Below are 19,849 nucleotides of genomic sequence, written 5' to 3'. Positions count from 1 at the left end.
CCTTGCCAGAAAACCAGGGGCCTGGAGATTAACATGGGAGAGAGTTAATTAAAGGCCAAGGCAAAAGAGTAAAAGCTGGGTCTTAGTTAAATAGTGTTATAGCAATAATAATAATGACATACCCTAAAAACTCCGCGTGCGCTGCGGGCGGTGTTTCTGCTGCCCGAATATGGCGATAACGCCCACCGAGGTTATTATTATGACCACCGATCTGTATACCTCTACGCTGAAACAACTGAACGCGAAAATAATTCCGTTTATCGTCATCTGCTATTTTGTGGCGAATCTGGATAAGACCAATATCTCGATTGCCGCGCTGCAAATGAATGCGGATCTGGGGTTGTCTGCCAGTATGTATGGCCTGGGTGTCGGCATGTTTTATATCTCTTATATTCTGTTTGAGATCCCCAGCAATGTGATTATGACCAAAGTCGGTGCGCGCCGCTGGATCGCCCGCATCATGATTACCTGGGGCATTGTCAGTACCGGGATGGCCTTTGTACACAGCGCCAATCAGCTGTACGTGATGCGCTTTTTACTGGGCATGGCAGAAGCCGGGTTTGCCCCAGGCATCATCTATTACATCTCCTGCTGGTTCCCGAAAAGTAACCGCGCCCGTGCGATGTCCTTCTTCTATATGGGCTCGGTTGCCGCCTCCATTATTGGGCTGCCGGTATCGGGTGCGATCCTGAATATGCACGGCATTGCGGAAATTGCCGGATGGCGCTGGCTGTTCGCGCTGGAAGGTATTCCGGCCCTGGTGTTGGGCGTATTGGTACTGTGGCGCCTGCCGGATACACCCGACCATGCGCCCTGGTTAAACCCGGAGCAGAAATCCTGGCTGAAGCAGCGTTTGCAGCAGGACAATGTCGGCGTAGAGATCGGTAAAAATCACGCCTGGTGGAGCGCCCTGAAAGACAAAACGGTGTTGCTGCTGAGCCTGGTGTGGTTCCTGCAGGCCTTTGGCTCCATCGGCATTACGCTGTTTATGCCGCTGATCATCAAAAGTATGGCCGCCGAACAGAGCAACTTCGTTATCAGCCTGCTTTCAGCCGTGCCGTTTGTGATGGCCTGCCTGTTTATGTACCTGAACGGTCGCCATTCTGACAAAACCAACGAACGCTCCTGGCATATGGGGCTGCCGCTGATCTTCTCCGGGCTGGCCCTGGCGGTGGCGATTTATTCCGGCAATCTGGTGGTGTCCTATCTGTTGCTGGTGCTGACCGTCGGCTTTAACTTTGCGCTGACCCCGATTTTCTGGGCGGTCACCACCGAAAAACTGGCCGGTGTGGCGGCGGCTGCCTCCATCGCCTTTATTAATACCGTGGCGAACTTTGTCGGCCTCGGTTTACCGCCGATCCTTGGCAAAATCAAAGACATGACCAACAGCTACCATTACGGTTTGCTGATTGTGGCCGTGGCGCTCATCCTCGGTGGGGTGATCGGCATTATCGTGTCACGCCCTTCGCGTGATGCGCTGAAATCCGTTCCTCACCCTCAGTCAGGTAATTGAAATGAAGAAGAAAGTATTGCAGCTGGCCGGCTTGCCCGCGCCCCTGATGTCCGCCCTGCAGGAAGCGTATGAGGTGGTGGAATACAGCACCCTGAGCGACCGCGATTTTTCCGGCATGGCGGGGGAGTTTGAAGTGGTGCTGACCAATGGCGAAGGGGTGGTGACCCGCGAGCAGATCGCCGCTTTACCGGCCCTCAAGCTGATTGCGGTATTTGGTGTCGGCTATGACGGCGTTGATGTGCAGGCCGCGCGTGATCATCAGGTTAAGGTGAGCCACACGCCGGATGTGCTGACGGAAGACGTCGCTGACCTCGCTCTCGGTCTGATGCTGGCCACGTCCCGTCAGATCCCGGCGGCACAGACCTTTATCGAGAAGGGAAAATGGTCGCAGGGAAGCTTTCCGTGGACCCGCAAGGTGTCCGGCGCGGCGTTAGGGATTGTCGGGCTGGGACGTATTGGCCAGGCGGTAGCCCAACGCGCGCAGGCATTTGATATGTCGATCGCCTACTGCAACCGTTCGCCGCTGCAAGACGTAGCGTATCGCTATCAGCCTGATGTGGTGGCGCTGGCAAAAGAGTGCGACTTCCTGTTGGTCTGCGCACCCGGCACCGCCAGCAATCGCCATCTGATTAACCGCGACGTGCTGGATGCGCTGGGCTGCGACGGCATTCTGATCAACGTTGGGCGCGGCAGCGTGGTGGATGAACAGGCGCTGATCGCGGCACTGGATGCCGGCACGCTGGGCGGCGCCGGGCTGGACGTGTTCAGCGACGAACCACGGGTGCCGGCGGCATTACAAAACCGGCCAAATGTGGTGCTGACGCCGCATATGGCCAGCGCCACCTGGGCCACGCGCCAGGCGATGTCTCAGCTGGTGCTGGATAACGTGGCGGCATTTTTTAACGGTTCACCGTTGGTCTCGCCAGTACCCGAAAGCCGCTGAATGCATTACCCTTAGCTGCATAGACGGCTAGGGGTAAGCATGATGACAGAGACACAGCTGACGTTTGATCCACGCAATCACCAACTCACTAACATCAACATCTGGACGGCAGACAGCCAGTGGTTGGTGTATGACGTGCGGCCAAATGGCGCCACCTTTACCAGCCTGACCGTTGAGCGGGTTAACCTCAGTGGCCAGACGGAAGTGCTGTATCAGGCCAAAGACGGCGCGCATGTCGGCGTGGTCACCGCCAGCCCCGATTTACCGCCGCGCTATGTGTGCATCCACGGCCCGGAACACCCGGACAGCCAGTGGAAGTATGATTTTCACCATCGCCGTGGCGTCATTATTCAACACGGCCATCTTGAGAATCTGGACGCCTGCGATATCACGCCACCTTTCACCGCCGGCGCGTTGCGGGGCGGCACGCACGTGCATGTCTTCAGCCCTGACGGCTCGCGCCTTAGCTTTACCTATAACGATCATCTGATGCATGAGCTGCACAACGGCGAAGATTTACGTAACGTCGGCGTTGCCGTGCCGCTGCATGCGGTGTGCCCGCCGAAGCAGCATCCCCGCGAATACGATGGCAGCCATTATTGCGTACTGGTGAGCAAAACCACCTCAACACCGGTGGCCGGCAGTGACGATATCAACCGGGCATATGAAGAGGGCTGGGTCGGTGAAGAGGGCTATCTGAAACATGATGGTCACCGTCAGCGCTGGGCGCTGGCCTTTATTGGCGACACGCTGGCAGCAAACGGCGACAAGGTGCCGGAGGTGTTTCTGGTCGATCTGCCGGCGAAAATGGCCGATTACGCGCTGGAGGGCGATGCGCCGCTGGCCGGAACCCCAACCAGCCTGCCTGCGCCGCCGGAAAACGTCTTCCAGCGCCGCCTGACCTTCACCCATCAACGTGCTTATCCTGGCCTGGCAACCGCGCCGCGTCACTGGTTACGCAGTTCGCCTGACGGGCGCGCCATTGCATTTTTGATGAAAGATGACGCGGGGGTGGTTCAGCTGTGGACGGTTGCGCCAACGGGCGGCGAGCCACGGCAGGTCACACAGGCGAAGAGTGATATTCAGTCCGCCTTCAGCTGGCATCCGAATGGGCGCGCAGTGGCGCTGATCAACGATAACAGCGTGATGCTATGTCACGTGGCGAGCGGCAAGCTGCAGCGTCTGACGGCAAGAACGGACGACGCGCCACTGGCGGATGCGGTGGTCTGTTCGCCGGATGGATTGCATGTGGCCTACCTGCGCAACGTCAACGGCTGGCAACAAGTGTTTGTGGTCAGCGTGGGGGAATAATTTGCCTGACGCCGTTACTGAGGAGGCGTAGTGCTCGGCATTGGGGCCGCCGTGGCGAGGCTTTCGTTAGTGTGGTTTAGCCGCTCGCTTTGCAGCACGCGTTCACGCGGGGAGCTTGCCGTCTGGTCTTTGCCGCTACGATAGTAATCCCATGGCAGCAAAATCGTATCCACTACGGCTGAAAACGGCAGGTCGAGGGCAGCAAGCGGACGCATCACCCAGCCGTTATTGCTGTCTGCAACGGTCGCTGCGCCAGCACGTGTGCCGGAATAGTACCCCTGATCCGGGCCGGCATGGCTCATTATGCTGGAACATCCCGTGGTGCTGACCAGAGAAAGACAGGCCAGCAGACCGGCACAGCGGCATTTATTTAACACTTTCATCATCATCATCCCTTCAGTCACGGCAACGCCGGCCTGATTGTTATCGTCATGTGCAGGGAGTTCCCGGCCGCTCTGTGGCGACTCATGCACTGGTGCGACGAATTCTTCCCTGAGTGTATGACATTCATCGGCAGATGGTTAAAAAATTTGCGTTTCGATGCCCTGAAAGCCCCGTCGGCGTCACAAATGCGGTTGTGCAGGATGCTGAGGTTTTCGGCCCGCCAAAAGCAAGGGCCGCAGCAGCGGCCCTTTTTTATCCTTCCTGATGCGCCCGTGCGATCTCTTCGGCGAGGATGGCAATTCCCCGTTCGATGGTGTCGTTGTCCGGCACATAGTTCATGCGCATACATTGATGCGTATGTGGCCATTCGTGCTCCAGACCGGGGAAGAAGAAGTGGCCGGGCACCATCAACACGCCGCGCTTTTTCAGCCGCTGATACAGCACTTCGGTTGAAACGGGCAGGTCTTTAAACCACAGCCAGAGGAAAATCGCCCCTTCCGGCTTATGGATCAGGCAGCGATCTTCCGACAAATAGCGGCGAATGACGGCAATCGTCTCGGTCACCCGCTGCTGATAGAACGGCTTGATCACCTCTTCCGACAAGCGCAGCAAATCGCCACGCTGGATCATCTCATTGGCGATTGCCGGGCCAATACTGCCGGGCGCCAGGCTGATAATGCCGTTCATATTGCTGATGGCCGAAATCACTTTCTCATCGGCAATGATAATGCCGCAGCGCGCGCCCGGCAGGCCGAGCTTCGACAGGCTCATGCACAGAATAATGTTCGGGTTCCACAGCGGTCGCGCTTCGCTAAAGATAATGCCGGGGAAAGGCACGCCATAGGCATTATCAATCAGCAGCGGGATCTGATGCTGTTGCGCCAGCACATCGAGCTTCATCAGCTCTTCGTCGGTGATCACGTTGCCGGTGGGATTGGTCGGGCGTGAGACGCAGATTAGCCCGGTGTCATCGGTGATGTTGAGATGCTCAAAATCAACGTGATATTTAAACTGGCCTTCCGGCAGCATCTCGATATTTGGACGGGTGGAGACAAACAGATCCTCATCCAGCCCGGCATCGGCATAGCCGAGGTATTCCGGTGCCAGCGGGAACAGCACCCGCTTTTTGCTGCCATCGGCGCGACGGCCGGCGTACAGGTTAAACAGATAGAAGAACGCGCTCTGGCTGCCGTTGGTGAGGGCGATATTTTTCGGGCTGATTTCCCAGCCAAGCTGTTCGCGCAGCAGAGTAGAAAGCGACTCCAGCAGCGTGGTTTTTCCGCGCGGGCCATCATAGTTGCACAACGCCTCGGCAAGCTTGCCTTCATCGTGCATCTGTTGCAGCAGCTGCTGGAAATAGTCATTCATTGCGGGGATCTGTGCGGGATTGCCGCCGCCCAGCATCACTGCTCCCGGTGTGCGTAATCCTTCACCCATATCTTCCATCAGGCGCGTAATGCCTGAATGTTGCGTAAATTTGTCACCGAAGGCGGAAAAGCTCATAACGTGTTAACTACTTTGTCTGATCGTGTGGAGGTTTACCTTAACGCCAGCCCAGGCGGGATGCAATCGCACCTCCGTGAAAACGGTAAAGCATTTGTTAAAGCAGGTTTCCTTGCGCGGCCGGGGCATCCTGTGCTGGTCGTCGCTGCCATTAAATAATACCTTAACATTACCTTGAAATAATTAACCGGTAATTAACATGCCGCATTAATAATAAATGAAACAGCGTTTTGTTTTTATGAAAATAACGTATCAATCCTCGTTAATTTCGACGTCGATCACGGTTATCGGGGTTTCTCTTTGGCTATAGTGTGCCCTCGACAAATCATCATGGATGTTTTGCACGCGCTGTTATACCTCTTTTAATTGTATTTAAGGCTAATCCCATTATCACGGCGGAATTAATGCGTGTCTGGGAGGAATGGGTGGAAATTAAATTAGCCACTGAAAAGGAAGATCACCATGAGTTTGAATACGTTTAGCTTGCAGGGCCGTGTGGCCATCGTCACCGGCTGCGATACCGGGCTGGGGCAGGGAATGGCCGTTGGGCTGGCCGAGGCGGGCTGCGATATTGTCGGCATTAATATTGTCGAACCCACCGAAACCCACGGCATGGTGGCAGGACTGGGTCGTCGCTTTCTGAGTCTGACCGCCGATCTGGGACAGATTGAGTGCCTTGCCGGTCTGGTAGAAACTGCGGTCGCCGAATTCGGCAGGGTCGATATTTTGGTCAATAACGCCGGCATCATCCGTCGCGAAGATGCGATCAACTTCAGCGAAAAAGACTGGGACGACGTAATGAACCTGAACATTAAATCGGTGTTCTTTATGTCCCAGACGGTGGCGAAACAGTTTATTAAGCAGGGTCACGGCGGCAAAATCGTCAATATTGCCTCAATGCTCTCTTATCAGGGCGGGATCAGGGTGCCTTCTTACACCGCGTCGAAAAGCGCGGTCATGGGCGTGACGCGTCTGTTGGCGAATGAGTGGGCGAAGCACGGCATCAACGTCAATGCGATTGCGCCGGGCTATATGGCGACCAACAATACGCAGCAGCTTCGGGCGGATGAAAAGCGCAACGGGGAAATCGTTGACCGCATTCCGGCCAGCCGCTGGGGCCGTCCTGAAGATATGAAAGGGCCGGTAGTGTTTCTGGCCTCGCCCGCTTCAGACTATGTGCATGGCTACACGCTGGCGGTCGATGGCGGTTGGCTGGCACGCTAAGGGGTAAACGCCAGGCCACCGGCAGGATGGGTGGCCTGGTCCTTCCTTTTAAGCCCGTCTCGGCTTATTTGATCACCTGCGGGTTCACGCAGTTTTTCTCTACCTTGCCGGTCAACGCCGCAATCAGGTTATCCACCGCATCGCTGGCCATACCATAACGCGTTTCATGGGTCGCCGAACCGATATGCGGCAGCGCCACCACGTTTGGCAGCGTCAGCAGCGGAGAGTCTGCCGGTAACGGCTCCTGCTCAAAGACATCCAGACCTGCGGCGTGGATCGTGCCGTCTTTCAGGGCCGCAATCAGCGCCTGCTCATCGACCACCGGACCGCGACCCGCATTGATCAGCACCGCGCTGGACTTCATTTTTGCCAGCTGCTCACGGCCAATCAGGTGATGGGTTTCGTCAGTCAGCGGCAGGCTGATGCACAGGAAATCAGACTCTTTCAGCAGCGTATCAAGGTCGCAATAGGTGGCATCAAAACGCTGTTCGGCTTCTTCATGATGCTTACGCGCGTTATAGAGGATCGGCATGCTGAAGCCGAGGTGCGCGCGCTGTGCCAGCGCCAGGCCGATACGGCCCATGCCCAAAATACCCAGCTTTTTGTGGTGAACGTCGATACCGAACCAGTCCGCGCCAATATTGCTTTTCCACTCACCGGCTTTCACCCGCTCGGCGACTTCGGTCACGCGACGGGCCGATGCCAGCACCAGCGCCATCATGGTATCGGCCACGGTTTCGGTCAGCACGGTAGGCGTGTGCATCAGCACCACACCGCGATCGTTAAGGGCGGCGATATCGAAATTATCCACGCCAACCGAGACGCTGGAGGCGGCACGCAGCTTTGGTGCTTTGCTCAGGAAGTCGGCGTCAACCTTGCCTCCGGATCCCAGAATGCCTTCAGCCTGCTGAAAAGCCGCCGCGTGCTGACTCAGGTTTTCTGGGGTCAGGCCGTTGATCTCGGTGACGGTAAAATGGGCGTCGAGCTTTGAGCGCAGATCGTCCGGTAATTTTTTATACAGCACCACAGAAGGTTTCATTTCGTCTCCCTTTTAAATTGAGGAACGGGCCAGCTGGCCCGTTTTGCATTTTTAAGCGTGTTTAGCGCCGCGGGGCATCGGGGGCTGATTATTCTCCGCCGGCTTCACAATCAACGTCAGCCAGACTGAAATCAACAGCGATCCTCCCATAAAGATATACGACGCTGAAGGGCTGCCGGTGGCACCGTTCAGGTAACCGACCACCCACGAACCGAGGAATGAGCCCAGCGCACCCATCGCATTGATCAGCGCCATGGCGCCACCGGCCACGTTACGCGGCAGCATCTCCGGAATAATGGCGAAGAACGGCCCGTAAGGGGCATACATCGCAGCACCGGCAATCACCAGCAGGGTGAACGACAGCCAGAAATTATTGGCTCCTACAAGATATGACCCTAAAAACGCCAGCGCGCCAATCAGCAGCAACGGCCAGACAAACAATTTGCGGTTTTGTAACTTATCCGACGCCCAGGAGACCACAATCATCGCAATCGTCGCGGCGAGGTAAGGAACGGCGGACAGCCAGCCGGCTTCGACCATGCCCATCTGGTTGCCGTTACGCAGAATCGACGGTAACCACAGCACGAAGCCGTACACGCCAATGCTCCAGGTAAAGTACTGAACACACAGGATAATCACGTTACGGGATTTAAAAGCTTCGCTGTAATTGCGCACCGCTTTGATATTTTCCTGCTCTTTTTGCAGCTGCGCCTGCAGCGCGGCTTTTTCATCGTCGCTCAGCCATTTGGCCTGCGCAGGCTTGTCCTGCACCATAAACCACCAGGCAACCGCCCAAATCACCGCCGGGATCCCTTCGAAAATAAACATCTCACGCCAGCCGAAGGCTTCAATCAGATAGCCAGACACCACCGACATCCACAGCACGGTGACCGGGTTACCGAGGATCAGGAAGGTATTGGCGCGTGAACGTTCGGATTTGGTGAACCAGTTACTGATATAAATCAGCATCGCGGGCATTACCGCCGCTTCCACCACGCCGAGCACAAAGCGAATCGCCGCCAGCATCGGAATGTTGCTCACCATGCCGGTTAATGACGCGCAGACGCCCCACAGAATCAAACAGATGAACACCAGCTTCTTCACGCTGCGGCGTTCGGCATAGATAGCGCCAGGGATCTGGAAGAAGAAGTAGCCGAGGAAGAACAGGGCGCCCAGCAGCGATGACATGCCTTTGGTGATCCCCAGATCGTCGTTTATCCCTGCAGCGGAGGCAAAGCTGAAGTTTGCCCTGTCCAGATACGCCAGGCTGTAGGTGATAAACACGATGGGCATGATGTACCACCAGCGTTTAGGCGCGATTGTTTTCTGTTTGTTCATAGGTGGATCCTCTGTTTGAGGTTTACCGCATTCTGTCCTGTAGGGAAACGATGCGGTTTCATTATGTTGCCGGCTCTGGCAGTGGTTAAGGGCTAGAAATCGCCCAGTTCAGCGCGCGTCGGTAACCCTTCGCTGTCGCCGATCACCTGAATCGCCAGTGAGCCGATTTTGTTGCCGCGACGAATCGCTGCGGGCAACGGTTTTCCTTCCAGTAACGCGCTGATCACCCCGACGGCAAAGCCATCGCCTGCGCCGACGGTGTCCACGACCTTCTCCGTTTTGATTGCCTCGACCTGGCCTTTTTCGCCCGCTGAGGTTTTATACCAGGCGCCGTCGCAGCCGGTTTTCACAATCACCGCTTTGACGCCCATATCGAGGTAAAAATCGGCAATGGCTTCCGGTTGATCGTAGCCGGTGAGTATTTTGCCTTCGCTGATACCGGGCAGCACCCAGTCGGCAAAACCGGCCAGCGTGTTCAGCTGTTTGGCCATTTCGCGCTCGCTCGGCCACAGCACCGGGCGCAGATTCGGATCGAAAGAGATGGTTTTGCCCATCTGCTTCATCTCCTGCGCGGCGTGTTTAGACAGCGCCAGCGAGGAGGCCGAAATTGCCGCCGACACGCCGCTTAAATGCAGGTGGCGCGCTGAGCCAAAATAGTCGCGGTTGAAGTCATCGACGGACAGATGGCTGGCGGCGGAGCCCTTGCGGAAATATTCCACCAGCGGATCTGAGCCGTCATCCACTTTTGATTTCAGCTGAAAACCGGTGGCGTAACGGGCATCGGTGGTCACCTGGCGATGATCCACGCCCTCTTTTTCCAGCTGTTGCAAGGTGAAGCGGCCAAACGAGTCGTCACCGACGCGGCTGACCCAGCCCACCTTCAGTCCGAGCCTGGCAAGGCCAATCGCCACGTTCAGCTCAGCACCGGCAATACGCTTCACAAAGCGTTCGGCCGCCGCCAAATCTCCGGCTTCGGTGGCCACAAACATCGCCATCGCTTCACCAATTGTCACCGCATCCAGCGTGCCGTTGTTATGCAGACTCATCGCTTAATCCTCTTTCAACAGGTCAACGTAGTGGCGGGTGACGGCAACCAGATCGTCGCCTTCCAGTGGGAATTCAATGCCGCGCGGCACCTCGCGCGGTAACAGCGCCAGCGTTTCGCGCCACAGGTTATCGGCATCATCCAACGCCACAGCCTGCCAGGCGTGACCTTTGCGCGCGGCGGCTTTAACGTGGATATACGTGACGTAAGGGCTGAGGCGCTGGGCCGCGGCGATGGGCTCATCGCCCACCCACAGCCAGTTGCCCATATCGAAGGTCAACCCGCTGTCGGCGCGTGCTTCGCCACCGTCCCGGGCATAGCCCTCAAGCGCAGCCAGCGTGCCGCAATCGGTCTGATCGTTCTCAACCACCAGCTGGACAGGCTGACCTGCCAGCTTTTCGCGCAGTGCGGAAGCGTCAAAACCACATTGATAGTGCCCCAGCGAATATTTTAGTCGCTGGGCGTTTAATTGCTCAGCTTCGACCAGGTGACGATCGAGGTGCGGATTAAGCTCACCCTGTTCGGTAAACAGCGCTTCCGGCACCGAATAAAAGGCGGTCAGGCGCGCATCGGCAATGGCTTTGCCGAGTGCCGGCAGCGATTGCAGCTCTTTATCGCTGAACAATTCACGGCGGATCTCCACGCCATCTGCACCCGCTGCGGCGACGATCGGCACGACCGCCTGCTGGCCGCCGAGTGCGGCAATTTTTTCGCGACCATAGGCCGCGGTGACGACTATCACTTCTCTTTCCATCGGGTCCTCCAGGCACGGGATGGCCTTGGCGTTATAAAAACGTTAAATGGAACCGGTTCCAAAGCAAAGGGGCAGAGTGTCGTTTTATGATCGCGCTCACGATGTGAACAGGATTTTGGCGGGAATGGTCTGAAAAAGCCTGAGGGGATCAGGCTTTGTTGTGCAGTAAGGTCGTCGATCCGCGAACAATCAGCTCGCCGGAGAACACGCAGTCATTCGGTGGCGAGGTGTCGCCATCAATGCGGCGGATCACCTGTTCCAGCGCGGAATAGCCGATCTGCCAGGTCGGCTGCTTAAAGGTGGTGATGCCGACGCCGGCCAGCTCTGACCACTCCAGCTCATCAAAGCCCAGCAGGCCAATGTGCTCACCCCAGTTGAGGCCAAGGCGCTTCAGCGAACGGGCAACCTGCAGCGTCAATGCGCCGTTAACCACCATCACCGCGCAACGTTTTTCCCCGTGCTGCTGCCAGAAGGCGTGCAGAACCCGATCCATGCCGGCGCTGTCGGTGAGGGCGACTTCCGCTTTTTCGGCAAGGCGGTCGGGGTGCTGTGCCATGGTGTGTTGAAAGGCGCGCAGGCGTTCGTGGCGGGTGTTGACCATGCCCAGCGGCTCGGTCACAAACAGAATGGCCTGATAATCCTGTCCGATCAGGTGAGTGGTGACCTCGGTCGCCGCTTCAGCGTTGTTCAGACCGACCACATCACAGGGGAAATCAGGAATTTTTCGGTCAATAAGCACCATCGGCAAAAAGGATTGCTGAAGCTGGTTAAGCGCTTCTTCGCGCATCCCCACCGCATTCACCACAATCCCCTCGACCTGATAACTGCTCAGCAGGTTGAGATAATGCTGCTCCTGATCGACCTCGTTGTTGGTGTTACACATCAGCAAGGTAAAGCCCTGCGCGCGGCAGGCAGCTTCAATGCCACACATCACATCGACCGAATAGGGATTGGTGATATCGGCAATAATCAGGCCGATTAAGCGGGTGCGGCCGCGTTTGAGCCCGCGCGCCATCTGGCTTGGGCGATAGTTGAGCTCGGCAATGGCGGTTTCAATCCGCTGCTTTAAATCCGCCGACAGGACGTTCTGCTCGCCGTTCAGATAACGCGAGACGCTGGTTTTCCCGGTCTTTGCCGCTTTAGCGACGTCGCTGATGGTGGCTCGTGCCGCCTTGCGGTTCATAGCGATCCTTAAAACTGTCACAGTGAAGAAAAACGACCTTTCAGCCAGTACTGGCCTTGTTACCCTAAGATAGCCCGGAATTGCCGAAAGCGGATCGGGCCATCATAAAGCATAAGCGCCGGCGCGCCCATCTTTGCGCTTCGGCCCGTGGAATGCAGTTGTGAAAGGGAAGTGGCTTGACGGAATAGGGGGAATTGCCGGGCTAAACGCGCCGCCCGGCACGGACAAACTTACTGCAGCGGGCTGAGGGTGATTTCCACGCGACGGTTCTGCGCTTTGCCTTCAGCGGTGCTGTTAGAGGCGACCGGATTATCCGGGCCCATTCCGCTGGTGCGCACGCGATTCGCGGCCACGCCCTGGGTGATCAGCGCGCTGCCGACGCTGTCCGCACGCTGCTGCGACAGGGTCATGTTCAGCTGACGGGAGCCGGTGCTGTCGGTGTAGCCCGCCACGTTAACCGCGGTTTTTGGATACTCTTTCAGTACCATCGCCACGCCGGTCAGGGTGTTGGCGCCCGCCGGTTTCAGCGTACTGCTGCTGCTGTCGAAGGTGACGTTATTCGGCATATTCAGCACGATATTGTCGCCCTGACGGGTAACGCTGACGCCGGTACCCTTCATTTTGTCACGCAGCTTGGCTTCCTGCACATCCATATAATAGCCCGCACCACCGCCGAGCGCCGCACCGGCCGCTGCGCCAATCAGCGCGCCTTTGCCTCGGTCCTTTTTCGAGGATGACAGCATGCCGACACCCGCGCCCACGGCCGCCCCAAGGCCAGCACCAATACCAGACTTACCTGCTTCGCGCTCGCCGGTGTACGGATTCGTCGTACAGGCTGACAGGGCGATCGTACCGCTCAAAACCAGAGCAAGAGTCGTAAAACGCGTCTTCATCGGGATTCCTTTTCAATTGCAACGGCGGGCAAATTTGCCCGTAAAACGCCGATTATGCCGAGGAATTTCCAAAAAATAACGGTGCTTTGGTCTTAAAGTGTAAAGAGACGCTACTTCAGGTTATCCGGGTGACAAAAACAGCCGGTAACATGATCGTTAATCAGCCCGCAGGCCTGCATAAATGAATAACAGGTGGTGGTACCAACAAATTTAAAACCTTTCTTTTTAAGGGTCTTTGAAAGCGCATCAGAGACCGGGCTAAAGGTCGGTGCGGTGCGATAATCGGCATGTCGGTGAATTTGCGGCGCGTTATCGACAAAATCCCAGATAAAGGTGTTAAACGGTTCGCCCCGGGCTTCCATTGCCAGCAGCGCGCGGGCATTGGCAATAATTGCCGCGATTTTGCCGCGATGACGAATAATGCCGCTGTCCTGCATCAGGCGTTCAATGTCGTCCTCATTCATCAGCGCCACCGCCTGCGGATCGAACTGATGGAAGGCGTTGCGGTAATTTTCGCGCTTTTTCAACACCGTCAGCCACGACAACCCGGCCATTTGCCCTTCCAGACAGAGCATTTCGAACAGCGCCCGGCCGTCGGTGATCGGTACGCCCCACTCGGTATCGTGGTAGGCAAGATAGATCGGATCCTGTGAAACCCAGCCGCATCGCTGCATGGTTAAATTTCCTTATGAAGTTGACCGAAAAATAATCACCGCTGCCTTGACGTTATCGCGTTCCAGGCAATAGTTAGTGACAGGTTGACCAGTAAATAAATTCAATAATACGCGCACTCTTATCGATTTTAGGCTCTTTTCTGGAGTCATTTCATGTCAAAGAAACGGTATGGCACACGCTATCTGGCCTTTGGGGCAGTGTCGATGGCGTGTTATCTCTGTGCAAGCAGCCCGGCCCTCGGCTGGGATCAGATTTATGTCTTTGGCGACAGCCTGAGTGACAGCGGCAACAATGGCCGTTACACCTGGGATGGCAGCCAGCATCCGCTGTACGACGATGTGCTGGCGGCCAAAATTAATCAATCTCTGCGCCCTTCCGATCGCGGCGGGACCAACTACGCCGCCGGTGATGCGGTGGCGGTGGCGGCGCTTAATCCGGTCGATAATACCGCCGACCAGGTGCAGACTTACCTCGCTGCCAACGGGGGCCGGGCCGATGCGGATGGCCTGTATGTCCACTGGGTTGGCGGTAACGATCTGGCGGCCGCTGCCCTCAATCCCGTGGCGGCGAACGGTATTGTCAGTACCAGCGCGTTCGCGGCGGCTAATCAGGTTCATGCGCTGCTAACCGCCGGCGCCAACACGGTCATTGTGCCCACCGTGCCCAATATTGGCGCCACGCCGGCGCTGCTGGAGGCGGTGATCCAGGCCGGCCTCGCACCCGTCGCTAATTCAGCGCTGACCGCCGCGTTTGCCTCGCTGAACAGTCAGACTACCCTTAATCCCGATGCCCGCAACCAGGCGATCAAGCAGGCGTTGACCGCCGCGGCCGGACAGCTCACCACGGTCAGCGTGTTGCAGGATGCGATCGCCGACCAGCTGTTTGATGCCTGGCAAGCGCTCAGCGCGCAGGCCAGTGCGTTAACCGACAGCTATAACCAACAGGAAGACGCGCAGCTGGCCCGTCAGGGTGGCAACATTGTCCGGGTTGATATCAACGGGCTGTTTAACGAAGTGCTGGCCGATCCGGCGCATTATGGCCTGAGTAACACCGCCGGCATGGCCTGTCCGCCGGGCGTGTCTGCGGCGCTGTGCAGCTCCTCAACGCCGGGCTTCTCCAGCCAGCAGGCGTTTCTGTTTGCTGACCGTCTGCATCCCAGTCCTGCCACCCATTTGCTGATTGCCGATTACATCCAGTCGGTGCTGGACGCGCCTGCGCAGGTGGTGGCGCTGAATCAGGCGACGCTGGCGATGTCCCGCGATGCGCGCGCCACCCTCGACAGCCATCTGCAACAGCAGCGCCACGGCGAGTATCCGCAGGGCGCGTTCAGCCTGTATGGCGGCTATGCTGGCCAACACAATGACTATTCCGGCAACCTCGCCGCCGGCGATGGCGATGCCACCACGCATAATCTGACGCTGGGCGTGGACTACAAGCTGACCGACACGCTGCTGGTGGGCGCGCTGGTCTCCGGCTCTAACGACTCGCAGCAACCGACGCCAGATTATGAGTATAAGATGCGCGGCTGGCTGATTTCGGCCTACAGCGAGCTGTCGTTCTTCGATAACGGCTGGGTGAATACCGACGCGCACTATGCCTCGGCCAGTTACGACAGCATCAAGCGTCGCCTGACGCTGGGGCCCGCCACGCGAACCGAAAGCGGTGAAACCAACGGCACCCAGATCGGCGCGAGAGTCACCACCGGCTGGGACTTCCCGGTCGGCACGCTGCTGACCACCGGCCCGGTAGCGCAATACGCGCTGGATTACAGTTCGGTGGACGGCTATCAGGAGCAGGGCAACAGCAGCACCGCCATGCGCTTTGATGATCAGAACTATCACTCACAGATTGGTGCGCTGGGCTGGCGGGTCGATTCCCAGCTGGGCTGGCTGAACCCGTGGGCGGAGGTCAGTTATAACCACCAGTTTGGCGATAACGTCTGGCGGGCGGGCGGCGGACTGAAATCCACCCAAACCTCGTTCACCCGTGATACGGCAGAGCAGGACAGCAACTGGGTGGATGTCACCGTCGGTGCCCATATGCCGCTGGGGGATTCGGTGGCGGCCTTTGCCTCCGTTTCCCAGACCGGCGGGCTGAGTTCCGGGGAACAGTTTATGTATAACCTCGGGGTCAGCGCACGCTTCTGAATTTAAATGGTCAGCTGAGCAAGCCTGCGGCGACGTTGATCGACAGGCCCAGGATGGCCAGATTAAACAAGAACGATAACACCGCCTGCAGGGTGGTAATGCGGCGAACCCGGGTATTGCCGGTGGAGACATCCGCCGTCTGCGCGGCCACCGCGATGGTGAAGGCGTAGTAAATAAAATCCCAGTAGCCTGGCTGCTCGGGTTTTTCGGGGAACAGCAGCGTTTTTTCGCCTTGCCCCTCTTGCTGGTAATACAGGTGGGCATAGTGCATGGCAAAGGCGGTCGGCAACAGCGACCAGGAAACCACCAGCGTGGCGGCGGTCAGGGCAATGTGGCCGGCCTGCTGCGCCTGCGGCAGATGCTTAACGGCCGTCAGCTCAAACAGAATGGTCAGCAGGCTGACCAGGCAGGTCAGGCACACCAGGGCCAGCACGGTGCCGGCGCTTTCATCCTGTTCGCGGGCGATATGGGCAATCCGATCGGTTGGCGTTCTTAACAGCAGCCACCAAAGGAACAGCAGGTACAGCCAGGCGAGCACGTTCCAGCTGACCAACAGCCTCTGCACCAGCGGCTGCTGCCCCGGTAAAAAGAAAAAGCACACCACGGCCAGCACTAAGGCCACCAACAGGCGGGGACGGGCGTGATAGTAGTGCTTCAGAACGTGCAGTGTTTTCATTAAAGGAACATCCCGGCATCCCTGAGTAAATGGTCGTTGCCCTTGCGACGGGTAAAGCCGCTGCGGTCGAAAAACTCCAAAATCTGTACGGCAAGCTTGCGACCCACTCCAAGGCTGTCGCGGAAATCCGCCGCGCTGGTGGCGTGTCCTTCTGCATCACGCTGGCGGATCATATCGGCCAGCGCCTTCATCTGTTCGCTGAGGAAATAGCGGTCTTTCACAATCGCGGTGATGTACCCGGCCTGGGCCGCCTTGCGCAGCACCTGCCGCATACGTTCTTCGTCCACGGCAAGGGTGGTCGCCAGATCCCTGACCCACCAGGCGTTATGGGCAAACAGCGGCTCGCACTGCTGCCAGAGCGCGGCTTCGTCCGGCTCAAACTGAATACTGAAGCCGTCAAGATGCAACCAGCCCCGGTTATTGCTCAGTTTACCGCTGGCCGACAGGCGATCGATTAACGCCAGGCCAACGGTGTCGGGCAAGTTGGGCAGCGCCATGCGGCGCAACCGATCGCGGCCAAGACCGGCACGATCGCCGTTATTCTGATGGTACTCCGCCAGCGTCAGTAATACCTGCTCCTGCCACATTTCTGCCGTGTCGCTCAGCAGCAGAGTGTCACCGGCCTCAACCGGCGCAATCGTTGCCACACAGGCGGCCAGCGCCGCCGGCGTTAACTGCCGGGCCCAGCTTAGCGCTTCTCTGCGGCACGGCTGGGCTTTCAGGTACAGCGCAATCGCCTGCGGATCCTCAGCAGACTGTGCCAGCTGATGTAACCAGCGCAGATAGTCCGGCTGACGCTTGCCACGCCGCCTCGGCGTAAGCTGCACCACGCGGGCGCCCGCCAGCGTCTGTTGTGCGCTGATATCGCGCAGGATAAGCCGATCGTTATCGGCCAGCCACAGAGGTTTATCCAGCACCAGCTCCGCCAGCGCGCCTTCCAGCAGTGAAATCCGGCCGGTGATATGGCTGGCGGCATGATGCAGATGCAGCGGCTGTCCCTGGCGCAACGGCGGGTGGCTGCTCAATTCGACAATAACGCGATCGAAAGCCGCTTCAGGCGGGGATTCCAGCAGCCAGTCACCGCGTGAGATATCGCTTTTTTCCACGCCGCCGCTCAGATTAAGGGCGATGCGCTGGCCGGCATACGCCTGTTCAACCGGTTGATTCTGCGCATGCAAGCCACGAACCCGTACCGCTTTGTTCAGGCCGGTCAGCCACAGCTTATCGCCGACCTTCACCGTGCCGCTGAGCGCGGTGCCGGTCACCACGGTGCCCGCGCCCTTGACGTTAAACGCCCGGTCGGTGGCCAGACGGAAAGTTTTGCCTGCGGCTCTTTCCCTGTCGGGAAGCTGGCTGAGGTGCGCAGCCAGTGCCGGAATGCCCATCCCGGACTGGGTGCTGGTGATAAACAGATCGATCGTCCAGCCCATGTCGTGCGTCAGGGCGGTGATGTCGCCACTGAGGGTTTGCAGCCGGGCTTCGTCAACCGTATCCGCCTTGGTGAGGGCGACGGTCAGGGCCGGCACCGCGCTGAGCTGGAGGATCGCCAGGTGTTCCAGGGTTTGCGGCATAATGCCGTCATCGGCGGCCACCACCAGCAACGCGCGATCCAGTCCGCCGATGCCGCTCAGCATATTGGCGAGGAATTTTTCATGGCCGGGAACATCGATAAAGCCGATGACCCGACCGTCCGGCTGCGGCCAGTAGGCGTAGCCCAGGTCAATGGTCATTCCCCGGCTTTTCTCTTCCGGCAGGCGATCGGCATTCACGCCGGTGATCGCTTCCAGCAGCGCCGTTTTACCGTGGTCGACGTGACCAGCAGTGGCGATAATCATAACGAAATCATCCTGATAAACAGTTCTTCATCTTCCAGGCAACGCAGATCCAGCCAGAGTTTTCCGGCGGAGAGACGTCCGGTGACCGGCACCTCGCGTTTTCGCCAGTCGGCGGCCAACTGCTGCAGGCGGCTGCCGGAGCCGTCGTGCGGCGTCAGGGTCAACGCAAAGCTGGGCAGGCGATCGACGGGAAGCGATCCGCTGCCGATCTGCGATAAACAGGGCGCGATCTCCACCAAAAAATGCGCGCCACAGGCCTGGCGCAACACCGGCAACAGGCGCCCGGCCTGTTCGGCAATCGAGTGTGGCGTGCGGGTTAACAGGCGCAGCGTGGGGAGCTGAACGGCCAGCGTTTCCGGCTGCAGATAGCGCTGCAGCGTGGCCTCAAGGGCAGCCAGCGTCATTTTGTCGACCCGCAGCGCCCGCTTCAGCGGATGTTGCTGAAGACGGGCGATCAGCGCTTTCTTGCCGACGATAATGCCGGCCTGCGGGCCGCCAAGCAGCTTGTCGCCAGAAAAACTCACCAGGCTGACGCCATCGGCAATCAGCTGCTGCGGCATCGGTTCCGCCGGCAGGCCGTACTGACTGAGGTCAATCAGCGAGCCGCTGCCGAGGTCGACGATCACCGGCACGCCGCACTCTTCGCCCAGCGTCGCCAGCTCGCTTTCGGCGACCGAGCAGGTAAAGCCGGCAATCTGATAATTACTGGTGTGGACCTTCATCAGCAGCGCGGTGTTTTCCGTCAGCGCCTGGCGGTAATCCTTCAGGTGCGTGCGGTTGGTGGTGCCCACTTCGGTCAGCGTGCAGCCCGCCTGCTTCATCACGTCGGGAATGCGGAACGCGCCGCCGATTTCGACCAGTTCGCCGCGGGAGACCACCACCTCTTTACCGGGAGCCAGCGCGGCCAGCATCAGCAGCACGGCGGCGGCATTGTTATTGACGATGCAGGCGTCTTCCGCACCGGTCAGCTGGCACAGCAGCTCAGCCAGCGCGCGGTCGCGATGCCCACGCTCGCCTTCTTCCAGCGCATACTCCAGCGTCACCGCCGAGCGCATCACCTGAGTCACCGCCGCAACGGCCTCTTCACACAGCAATGCGCGTCCCAGATTGGTGTGCAGCACCGTGCCGGTGAGATTCAGCACCGGCTTGAGCGCCGTGCTCTGTTGCCGTTGCAGGCGAGCCGCGGCGGCCTGCGGCCAGTCGCTGCACCAGGCGGGAAGCTGTTGCTGCGCCAGAATCTGCTCGCGGGCTTCCTGTTGCAGGGCGCGCAGGGTGTCGGTGGTTTGCTGATGGCCATACTGAACGCGCAGAGCCTGCATGGCAGGCTCCCGAAGCAGGCTATCGATGGCGGGAAGCTGACTGAATAGTGTCTTCATTACGTCCGTA

18 protein-coding genes are annotated in these 19,849 nt (G+C 58.4%); 6 read left to right on the top strand and 12 right to left on the bottom strand.

Annotated features, from left to right (window positions below):
- Positions 1-199: 199 nt before the first annotated feature.
- Genes EBC_RS24430 through EBC_RS24420 form a run of 3 tightly spaced genes read left to right on the top strand, consistent with a single transcriptional unit; the run spans position 200 to position 3,767 of the window.
- A complete protein-coding gene (locus EBC_RS24430; protein ID WP_013204556.1) occupies positions 200-1,513 on the top strand; it encodes an MFS transporter in 1,314 nt (437 codons plus the stop codon).
- Between the two features lies 1 nt (position 1,514).
- Positions 1,515-2,456, top strand: a complete 942-nt coding sequence (locus EBC_RS24425) for a 2-hydroxyacid dehydrogenase (RefSeq protein WP_013204555.1) — start codon at positions 1,515-1,517, stop codon at positions 2,454-2,456.
- Positions 2,457-2,498: 42 nt separating this feature from the next.
- Positions 2,499-3,767, top strand: coding sequence for a DUF3748 domain-containing protein (locus tag EBC_RS24420; RefSeq protein ID WP_041692467.1), 1,269 nt, complete (start codon positions 2,499-2,501; stop codon positions 3,765-3,767).
- Between the two features lie 14 nt (positions 3,768-3,781).
- Here the strand turns inward: EBC_RS24420 and EBC_RS24415 are convergent, their stop codons facing one another.
- Together EBC_RS24415 and EBC_RS24410 are read right to left on the bottom strand one after the other, a co-directional pair.
- Positions 3,782-4,150 carry a YceK/YidQ family lipoprotein gene (locus EBC_RS24415; protein WP_013204553.1) on the bottom strand — a complete coding sequence of 123 codons (369 nt, stop codon included), beginning with the start codon at positions 4,148-4,150 and terminating at the stop codon, positions 3,782-3,784.
- 253 nt (positions 4,151-4,403) lie between these two features.
- Entirely contained in the window at positions 4,404-5,654 is a 1,251-nt protein-coding gene (locus tag EBC_RS24410; RefSeq protein ID WP_013204552.1) for a valine--pyruvate transaminase, read from the bottom strand.
- Here EBC_RS24410 and EBC_RS25940 point away from each other — a divergent pair.
- Positions 5,616-5,813 (top strand): hypothetical protein, encoded by a 198-nt coding sequence (locus tag EBC_RS25940; RefSeq protein WP_162096470.1) that lies wholly within the window; start codon positions 5,616-5,618, stop codon positions 5,811-5,813. The genes EBC_RS24410 and EBC_RS25940 overlap by 39 nt on opposite strands.
- 303 nt (positions 5,814-6,116) lie before the next feature.
- On the top strand, positions 6,117-6,878 hold the full coding sequence (gene kduD, locus EBC_RS24405) for a 2-dehydro-3-deoxy-D-gluconate 5-dehydrogenase KduD (protein ID WP_013204551.1): 762 nt from the start codon (positions 6,117-6,119) through the stop codon (positions 6,876-6,878).
- 64 nt (positions 6,879-6,942) lie between these two features.
- Here the strand turns inward: kduD and ghrB are convergent, their stop codons facing one another.
- From ghrB to EBC_RS24370, 7 genes are all read right to left on the bottom strand, one after another.
- The gene (gene ghrB / locus EBC_RS24400; protein ID WP_013204550.1) at positions 6,943-7,917 is read right to left on the bottom strand and encodes a glyoxylate/hydroxypyruvate reductase GhrB; all 975 of its coding nucleotides are present in this window, start codon (positions 7,915-7,917) and stop codon (positions 6,943-6,945) included.
- Between the two features lie 51 nt (positions 7,918-7,968).
- The gene (locus EBC_RS24395; RefSeq protein WP_013204549.1) at positions 7,969-9,255 is read right to left on the bottom strand and encodes an MFS transporter; all 1,287 of its coding nucleotides are present in this window, start codon (positions 9,253-9,255) and stop codon (positions 7,969-7,971) included.
- 92 nt (positions 9,256-9,347) lie between these two features.
- Complete coding sequence (locus EBC_RS24390) at positions 9,348-10,301, bottom strand: sugar kinase (protein ID WP_013204548.1); 954 nt, start codon at positions 10,299-10,301, stop codon at positions 9,348-9,350.
- A gap of 3 nt (positions 10,302-10,304) precedes the next feature.
- Entirely contained in the window at positions 10,305-11,054 is a 750-nt protein-coding gene (locus EBC_RS24385) for a sugar phosphate isomerase/epimerase family protein (protein WP_013204547.1), read from the bottom strand.
- A gap of 148 nt (positions 11,055-11,202) precedes the next feature.
- A complete protein-coding gene (locus tag EBC_RS24380) occupies positions 11,203-12,237 on the bottom strand; it encodes a LacI family DNA-binding transcriptional regulator (RefSeq protein WP_013204546.1) in 1,035 nt (344 codons plus the stop codon).
- Between the two features lie 230 nt (positions 12,238-12,467).
- Positions 12,468-13,130 (bottom strand): OmpA family lipoprotein, encoded by a 663-nt coding sequence (locus tag EBC_RS24375; RefSeq protein ID WP_013204545.1) that lies wholly within the window; start codon positions 13,128-13,130, stop codon positions 12,468-12,470.
- 110 nt (positions 13,131-13,240) lie between these two features.
- Entirely contained in the window at positions 13,241-13,804 is a 564-nt protein-coding gene (locus EBC_RS24370) for a DNA-3-methyladenine glycosylase I (protein ID WP_013204544.1), read from the bottom strand.
- A 204-nt stretch (positions 13,805-14,008) separates the two neighbouring features.
- Between EBC_RS24370 and EBC_RS24365 the strand changes: the two genes are divergently transcribed.
- Positions 14,009-15,952, top strand: a complete 1,944-nt coding sequence (locus EBC_RS24365; RefSeq protein ID WP_231853726.1) for an autotransporter outer membrane beta-barrel domain-containing protein — start codon at positions 14,009-14,011, stop codon at positions 15,950-15,952.
- Between the two features lie 10 nt (positions 15,953-15,962).
- On the opposite strand, the gene EBC_RS24360 is transcribed toward EBC_RS24365, so the two are convergent.
- From EBC_RS24360 to selA, 3 genes are read right to left on the bottom strand one after another with little or no spacing between them, the layout of a single operon-like run.
- Complete coding sequence (locus EBC_RS24360; RefSeq protein ID WP_013204542.1) at positions 15,963-16,628, bottom strand: DUF1345 domain-containing protein; 666 nt, start codon at positions 16,626-16,628, stop codon at positions 15,963-15,965.
- Positions 16,628-18,463 (bottom strand): selenocysteine-specific translation elongation factor, encoded by a 1,836-nt coding sequence (gene selB / locus EBC_RS24355; RefSeq protein WP_013204541.1) that lies wholly within the window; start codon positions 18,461-18,463, stop codon positions 16,628-16,630. Before selB ends, EBC_RS24360 begins: the two co-directional genes overlap by 1 nt.
- Entirely contained in the window at positions 18,460-19,839 is a 1,380-nt protein-coding gene (selA, locus tag EBC_RS24350; RefSeq protein WP_013204540.1) for an L-seryl-tRNA(Sec) selenium transferase, read from the bottom strand. Before selA ends, selB begins: the two co-directional genes overlap by 4 nt.
- Between the last annotated feature and the right edge of the window lie 10 nt (positions 19,840-19,849).

The organism is Erwinia billingiae Eb661 (assembly GCF_000196615.1).
Classification (GTDB): Bacteria; Pseudomonadota; Gammaproteobacteria; order Enterobacterales; family Enterobacteriaceae; genus Erwinia; species Erwinia billingiae.
Note: the sequence above shows the minus strand (reverse complement) of the source record. Positions and strands in the feature narration are given on the sequence as shown.